Below are 6,622 nucleotides of genomic sequence, written 5' to 3'. Positions count from 1 at the left end.
CGCACGGCATCGGCCAGCACGGGGGCGGTGCCGGTGGCAAGCGCGCCCGCGCCGACCGCACCGATAACGGCCAGGGACGCTGCAGCCGCCATCAGGCGCTTGCGGGTGGAGGCAAATGAATTGGGGGCATTATTCATGGGGTTTCCTATCCTCTATCGACGTGGATGCACTCAGGCGAAGCATCCTCGGGCAAGAGGATTAGAGAGCCGCACATTACGGGGCCATTTCCGGTACATGAAAGTTTTGTAATGTTGAGGATTGGCGACGATGCATGCGATCACGAGGTTTCAAATGACCACAGGCCACAGCAACCGAACTCGAGTATCAGTCGATTGGGAAACCAAGATGATTGAAGACATCAAGCGCGGGATAGCCGAGGGCGGTTGCGGTCAATCGCCAAGCACGGCGATGGCGCTACTCGCGCAGCATCTTATCCAGCGCCGCCTGTTCCTCGGCGCTCAGGGTGCTGTCCGGCACAGTTCGGCGCGAGCGGGCGCTGAGCACGATGAACAGGCCGCCGGCCAGAAGCAGAAACACCGGGGTGCCCCACAAAAGCGCGTTGCGCAGGCTGAAGCGCGGCTTCAAGAGCACGAACTCGCCATAGCGCGAGACGATATAATCCATCACCTGCTGGTCGGTGTCGCCGGCGACGAGGCGCTGGCGCACGAGGATGCGCAGGTCGCGAGCAAGATCGGCGTCGGATTCGTCGATCGACTGGTTCTGGCAGACCATGCAGCGCAGGCCTTCGGACAGCGCCCGCGCCCTCACCTCCAATGCGGGATCCTGCAGCACCTCGTCAGGCCTTACCGCCTGAGCTGCGCCGGCGAAGAACAGCGCCAGCAGCAGGGCCAGCGAGGCGAGCGAAAATCTTGCGTTCATGGCGAGGCCGCTGCCGCTATCGCAGGCTTGCGCCGCTTTGCCGGCGCGCCGATGCGCAGGCGACGGTCGAGCAGCGACATGGCTGCGCCGGCCATCATCACCAGCCCGCCGCCCCAGATCAGCGTCACCAGCGGCTTCCACCAGAGGCGCACGACGACGGAGCCGTCATTGTTCTCGTCGCCGAGCGACAGATAAAGTTGGCTCAAGCCGATCGTCCTGATGCCGGACTCCGTCGTCACCGTCTGGCGCACCGGATAGAAGCGTTTTGCGGAGGTAATCATGCCATCGGCGTTGCCGTCGGCGCCCATCAGCAGGAAGCGGCCGCGATCCTCGGTGAAGTTCGGACCTTTCCGCGGGGAGAGCCCTTCGAAGCGCAGCGTGTGGCCGGAGAGTTCCACCGTCTCGCCGGGATGCATGCTGAGGATTTTCTCCGTGCCGAAGCAGAGCGTGCCGACGATGCCGAGCAAGGTCAGCCCGAGGCCGAGATGGGCCAATGCCGTGCCGAAGACGGAGCGCGGCAGGCCGGCGAAGCGCCGCAGCATGATTGCCGGCGGCACGGCGCCGAAACCGGATTTGACGGCAAGATCGGTCAGCGCGCCGACGACCAGCCAGACGGCAAGACCGACGCCGAGCGCTGCGAAGACCGAGGCGCCGTCGATGAACAGGCCGGTGACGAGCATCGCGGCGATCGCCAAAGCGAAGGCCGCCATCAGCCGCTGCGAGGCGGCAATGACGTCGCCGCGCTTCCAGGCGAGCAAGGGGCCGAACGGGACGATCGCCAATAGCGGCAGCATCAGCGGGCCGAAGGTCAGATCGAAGAACGGCGCGCCGACCGAGATCTTGCCGCCGGTCAGCGCCTCCAGCGCCAGCGGGTAGAGCGTGCCGACCAACACCGTTGCCGTGGCGGTGGTGAGGAACAGGTTGTTCAGCACCAGCGCGCCCTCACGCGAGATCGGATGGAACAGGCCGCCCGCCGTCAGCCGCGAGGCGCGCAGCGCAAACAGCGCCAGCGAGCCGCCGATGAACAGCGTCAGGATGCACAGGATGAAGACGCCGCGCGCCGGATCGGTGGCGAAGGCGTGCACGGAGGTCAGCACGCCGGAACGCACCAGGAAGGTGCCGAGCAGCGACAGCGAGAAGGTCAGGATAGCCAAGAGCAGTGTCCAGATCTTCAGCGCCGAGCGCTTCTCCATGACGATGGCCGAATGGAGCAGCGCGGTGCCGGCGAGCCAGGGCATGAAGGAAGCGTTCTCGACCGGGTCCCAGAACCAGAAGCCACCCCAGCCGAGCTCGTAATAAGCCCAGTAGGAACCCATGGCGATGCCGCCGGTCAAAAACATCCAGGCGACCAGCGTCCAGGGCCGCACCCAGCGTGCCCAGGAGGCGTCGATGCGCCCCTCGATCAGCGCCGCGACCGAGAAAGAGAAGCAGATCGAGAAGCCGACATAGCCGAGATAAAGCATCGGCGGGTGGATCGCGAGGCCGAGATCCTGCAGGATCGGGTTGAGGTCGCGGCCCTCGATCGGCGCCGGATTGAGGCGGATGAACGGGTTGGATGTCGCCAGGATGAACAGGAAGAAGGCGGCGCCGATCATGCCTTGCACGGCCAGCACATTGGCCTTGAGCGTCGAGGGCAGATTGTTGCCGAAGACGGCGACGAGCGCCCCGAAGAAGGTCAGGATCAGCACCCAAAGCAGCATCGAGCCTTCGTGATTCCCCCAAGTGCCGGTGATCTTGTAGATCATCGGCTGCAGCGAATGGGAGTTCTCCCAAACGCTCGCCACCGAGAAGTCCGAGCCGGCATAGGCGCTTGCAAGGGCGGCGAAGGACAACGCGGTCAATGCGAAGCCGGTGACCGTGACCGGACCGCCAACCGCCATCAGGCGCTGGCTGCCGGTGCGGGCGCCGACGAGCGGCACCAGCATCTGCACCAGCGACAGCGCGAAGGCGAGGACAAGAGCGAAGTGTCCGGTCTCAACCATTGGTTACCTGTTCTCTCGCAGGTTCTGATCGCAAAACCGCATGGCACTTTTGCGGAACCAGCTCATCAGTTCGTGCTTTCCTGCCAAACACCCTTGGCCTTCAGGCCGTCGGCGACTTCCTTGGGCATGTAGCGCTCGTCATGCTTGGCCAGCACGCTGTCGGCGACGAACACACCGTCCGGGCCGAAAGCGCCCTCGGTGATGACGCCCTGCTCCTCGCGGAACAGATCGGGCAAGATGCCGGTATAGGTGACCTTGACCGACTTCTGCTTGTCGGTGACGGAGAAGGCGACGGTGGCGCCTTGCCCGCGCATGATGGTGCCCTTCTCGACGAGGCCGCCGAGCCGGATCCGCTGTCCGGGCGGCACGCTTGCCGTGGCGAGGTCGGCCGGCATGTAGAAATAGGAGGCCTTCTGTCCCAGCGCATAGAAGGTGAGCCCGGCAGCGGCGCCGAGGAAAGCCAGCCCCGCCAGGATCACCGACATCCGCTTCTGCTTGCGCGTCATTGCCTTACTCCGTCGCCGTCACGCCGAGCGAGGCGGCGAAGGCGGTGAATTTCTTGGCCTGTTCACTGTCGGCACCAAAGGCGGCGACAGCGCGGCCGAGCGCGTCGCGCGCCTGGTCGGCCTTGCCAAGCACGACATAGGAACGGATGAGCCGCATCCATCCTTCCTCGTCGCGGGGATTCTGCTTCAATTTGTCGTCGAGACCGGCGACCATGGTCTCGATCATCGCCTGCCGGTCCTGCGGCGACATCTGTTGCGCGGCTTCCACCTGCTGCGCGTCGGGGCCGTTAGCCGGCGCTGCATCGGCGACAGCCGGACCTCCCGCCTCGGCAAGCGCCTGCCGGACGGCGCTGCGCCAGGGCGAATCCGGCGCGAGCTGGCCGAGCATCTTTTGCCAGGCGGCGACGGCATCGGCCTTCTTGCCTTCCTGTGCCAGGCCCACCGCCAGGTAGAAATTCGCCTTGGCGTTGGACGGATCGAGCTTCAGGGCCGCCTCGAAGGCTTTTTGGGCGTCTGCCGAAACGATGCCGCCGGCAGCGTTGGCGATCGCTTCGCCGAGACCCGACTGGCGCACGGCGCTGTCGCCGTCGAGGCGGATGGCGTTGCGATAGGCGGTCACGGCGTCGGGAAAGCGCTGCAGCCGAAGATAGATCGGCGCCAGCACGTCCCAGCCCTTGCCGTCCGACGGATTGGCAGCGAGATGGGCTTCGGCGCGGGCGACCAGTTCGTCGACCGAGGCATCGGCCGGGTTCTTGGCCAGACGTTCGGCCAGCGGCTGCGAAGGCAGATCGGGAGAGCCGAGCATTCCGTAGAGCCCCCAGCTCAGCAGGGGAACCGCAAGCACGGCTATGCTGGCGACCCACTTGGCGCTGCGCGCAGGCTTGAGTATTGCCGCGTCCGGCTGCACGGCCGCGCCCAGACGGAGGATGCGGCGGCCGATCTCGGCACGCGCCTCGTCGGCCTCCCCGGGCTGGATCAGGCCGCGCGCCATGTCGCGGTCGAGCTCGGACAGCTGGTCGCGATAGACTTCGAGATCGTGATCGCCGGCCGGCGACGCGCCTTTCATGCCGCCGGTAAGCGGCAACAGCACGGCCAGGCTGGCGCCCAGCGTGAGGATTGCGGCTATGACCCAGAACAGCATGGTCCTTCCAATAAAGGCAGAGCCCTGCCCTGCCAACACGGACGTACTGCGACGCTTTGACGGCAGACGGGCCGTCCGACCTTGATCGAGGTCAATCCGACCGAATAACGGGGCCGGCCGGGTTTCTTTCTAGGTCAGCGGCGTCCAGCTGCCGTCGGCATTGCGGCAGGCGGTGCCGCGTGCGGTGACACCCGCGCCGCTCGTATAGACGGTGTGGGTGTACTGGCGGCAATCCTGCGAGCCGACCCTGTAAGGCTGGGCGGCGACGACCTCGCCATAATGCGAGGAGTTGTCGCTCTTCCACGTCACCTTCTGGCCGCTGGTGTTGTATTCCAGCGCCTTGTATTCCGCTTCCAGGCCCTTGCGCTTTTCGGCATCGCTGAGGCCCGAACCGATCGACCCGCCGATAAGCCCGCCATTCATGGCCGAAACGATGCCGGTCGACACCTTGCCGCCGGTCGGCGGCGTGGAAACAGGCGTGACGGGAGAGGTCGGACCACCCTTACCCAGGGTCGTGCAGCCGGAAACGGCGAGCAGGGCGGAAACGAGCGCGACGCGAATCTTCATGCCGACAACCGGTTCTCTTCAGCGGGATGGAACTGGATGGACTGGGGGCGCGCCATCAGGACGTTTTCATCGCCATAGTGTTGATATTTGTCGGAAATTTGGCCGTCGGCCGCTGCTCGCAAATCGATAAAAAACATCATTGAAGGCTCCGCAATCCCACCACCGCCCTCAAGCCGCCCATGCCGGACCGTTCCAGCGCCAGCGAGCCTCCATACTCGTTGACGAGGTCGGCGACAATGGCCAGCCCGAGCCCTGTTCCCGGCTTCGTCTCGTCGAGTCTCTTGCCACGTTTCAAAACTTCCCGCGCGCTGTCCTCGGGAATGCCCGGGCCATCATCCTCTATAACGATTTCGAACATGTTGCTCATTCCCGGTGCAAGCGCGACCGAAACGGCAACGGCGCTCTTTGCCCATTTCATCGCATTGTCGAGCAGGTTGCCGAGCAGTTCCTCCAGGTCCTCGCGCTCGCCGGCAAAGACGATTTCCGCCGGCGGCAGCGACAGCGTCAGCCTCGTTTGCGGATTGAGTTTCCGCAACACGCGCACCATGCGCTCGACCAGCGGCGAAACCGGCGTGCGGAAAACGACGCTGTCGCGCTGCGCGGCGACGCGGGCGCGCTGCAGATAGTGGTCGACCTGTTTCTGCATGGAAGCGGCCTGCTCGGCGATCAACTGGCCCTTGGCGCCGCCGAGCGCGCGGCCCTCATTGATCAGCACGGCTAAAGGCGTCTTCAGCGAATGGGCAAGGTTGCCGACCTGGGTGCGCGAGCGCTCGACGATGCGCCGGTTGTTCTCGATCAGCGCATTGGTCTCGCTGGCCAGCGGCTCGATCTCGGCCGGGAATCTGCCGTCGAGCCGCTGCGCGGTGCCCTCGCGCACCATTGCGAGCGCATTGCGGACCCGCCGCAAGGGCTGCAAGCCCAACAGGATGGCGATTGCGTTGATGGCGATCATGCCGACGCCGAACAGCGAGAGATAGGTGAGCAGGCGACGCTGGAAGCTCGCAATCTCCTGCTCGAGCTCGCTGTGATTGCCCATGACACGGAAACGCGCGGCGCGGTTCTTGGCGTCGAGCACGAACTCGCTCTCGAACACTTCGAGCCGCTCGCCCTTGATGCCCTCCATCGAGTAGCTGCGCTGGAAGTTCGCATTGAACGGGACCTCCGCGACGCTCGGCGACAGGAGCGAGGTCGTCATCGAGGAGGAATGGATTTCGCCATGCACGCCTTCGGAGGCAGGCTCCACCGACCAGTACCAGCCGGAATTCGGCTCGGAAAAGCGCAGGTCGCCGAGGTCGGGCGAGCCGGTCAGCGCGCCGTTGTCGGAAATGCCGACGGAGCCGATCAGGTTGAACAAATGCGCCGAAAGCAGGCTGTCGAAGCCGCGCTCGCTGGCCTGGCGGTAAAGCGTGGTGATGAGGGTGAAGATGACGACCAGAGTCAGGATCGCCCAGATGGTGGAAAAGGCGATGACGCGGAAGGTCAGCGAGCGCGGCCAGAGCCGCAGCTTCGAAAGCCGCGTTTCCATGGTTGGCTTCAGCGGTTCCGCG

Annotated in this window: 7 protein-coding genes; all 7 read right to left on the bottom strand. The window is 65.1% G+C overall.

Annotated features, from left to right (window positions below):
* Positions 1 to 414: 414 nt before the first annotated feature.
* Positions 415 to 879, bottom strand: coding sequence for a cytochrome c-type biogenesis protein (locus FJ423_RS25600; protein ID WP_140845774.1), 465 nt, complete (start codon positions 877 to 879; stop codon positions 415 to 417).
* The gene (locus tag FJ423_RS25595) at positions 876 to 2,861 is read right to left on the bottom strand and encodes a heme lyase CcmF/NrfE family subunit (protein WP_140845773.1); all 1,986 of its coding nucleotides are present in this window, start codon (positions 2,859 to 2,861) and stop codon (positions 876 to 878) included. The genes FJ423_RS25600 and FJ423_RS25595 overlap by 4 nt, the downstream gene beginning before the upstream one ends.
* Positions 2,862 to 2,926: 65 nt before the next feature.
* Positions 2,927 to 3,367 carry a cytochrome c maturation protein CcmE gene (gene ccmE / locus FJ423_RS25590; protein ID WP_140845772.1) on the bottom strand — a complete coding sequence of 147 codons (441 nt, stop codon included), beginning with the start codon at positions 3,365 to 3,367 and terminating at the stop codon, positions 2,927 to 2,929.
* 4 nt (positions 3,368 to 3,371) lie between these two features.
* Entirely contained in the window at positions 3,372 to 4,508 is a 1,137-nt protein-coding gene (gene ccmI, locus FJ423_RS25585) for a c-type cytochrome biogenesis protein CcmI (protein WP_140845771.1), read from the bottom strand.
* Positions 4,509 to 4,637: 129 nt separating this feature from the next.
* The gene (locus tag FJ423_RS25580; protein WP_140845770.1) at positions 4,638 to 5,075 is read right to left on the bottom strand and encodes a hypothetical protein; all 438 of its coding nucleotides are present in this window, start codon (positions 5,073 to 5,075) and stop codon (positions 4,638 to 4,640) included.
* Positions 5,072 to 5,215, bottom strand: coding sequence for a hypothetical protein (locus FJ423_RS33705; protein ID WP_176476990.1), 144 nt, complete (start codon positions 5,213 to 5,215; stop codon positions 5,072 to 5,074). The genes FJ423_RS25580 and FJ423_RS33705 overlap by 4 nt, the downstream gene beginning before the upstream one ends.
* The gene (locus tag FJ423_RS25575; protein WP_181174897.1) at positions 5,212 to 6,600 is read right to left on the bottom strand and encodes an ATP-binding protein; all 1,389 of its coding nucleotides are present in this window, start codon (positions 6,598 to 6,600) and stop codon (positions 5,212 to 5,214) included. Before FJ423_RS25575 ends, FJ423_RS33705 begins: the two co-directional genes overlap by 4 nt.
* Positions 6,601 to 6,622: the final 22 nt, after the last annotated feature.

Source organism: Mesorhizobium sp. B2-8-9 (assembly GCF_006439475.1).
Taxonomy (GTDB): domain Bacteria; phylum Pseudomonadota; class Alphaproteobacteria; order Rhizobiales; family Rhizobiaceae; genus Mesorhizobium.
Note: the sequence above shows the minus strand (reverse complement) of the source record. Positions and strands in the feature narration are given on the sequence as shown.

Excerpts from the sequence above, each read along its gene's own strand:
- FJ423_RS25580 (WP_140845770.1), bottom strand. The coding sequence starts at position 5,075 with ATGAAGATTCGCGTCGCGCTCGTTTCCGCCCTGCTCGCCGTTTCCGGC.
- ccmI (WP_140845771.1), bottom strand. The coding sequence starts at position 4,508 with ATGCTGTTCTGGGTCATAGCCGCAATCCTCACGCTGGGCGCCAGCCTG.
- FJ423_RS25575 (WP_181174897.1), bottom strand. The coding sequence starts at position 6,600 with ATGGAAACGCGGCTTTCGAAGCTGCGGCTCTGGCCGCGCTCGCTGACC.
- FJ423_RS25595 (WP_140845773.1), bottom strand. The coding sequence starts at position 2,861 with ATGGTTGAGACCGGACACTTCGCTCTTGTCCTCGCCTTCGCGCTGTCG.
- FJ423_RS25600 (WP_140845774.1), bottom strand. The coding sequence starts at position 879 with ATGAACGCAAGATTTTCGCTCGCCTCGCTGGCCCTGCTGCTGGCGCTG.
- ccmE (WP_140845772.1), bottom strand. The coding sequence starts at position 3,367 with ATGACGCGCAAGCAGAAGCGGATGTCGGTGATCCTGGCGGGGCTGGCT.
- FJ423_RS33705 (WP_176476990.1), bottom strand. The coding sequence starts at position 5,215 with ATGATGTTTTTTATCGATTTGCGAGCAGCGGCCGACGGCCAAATTTCC.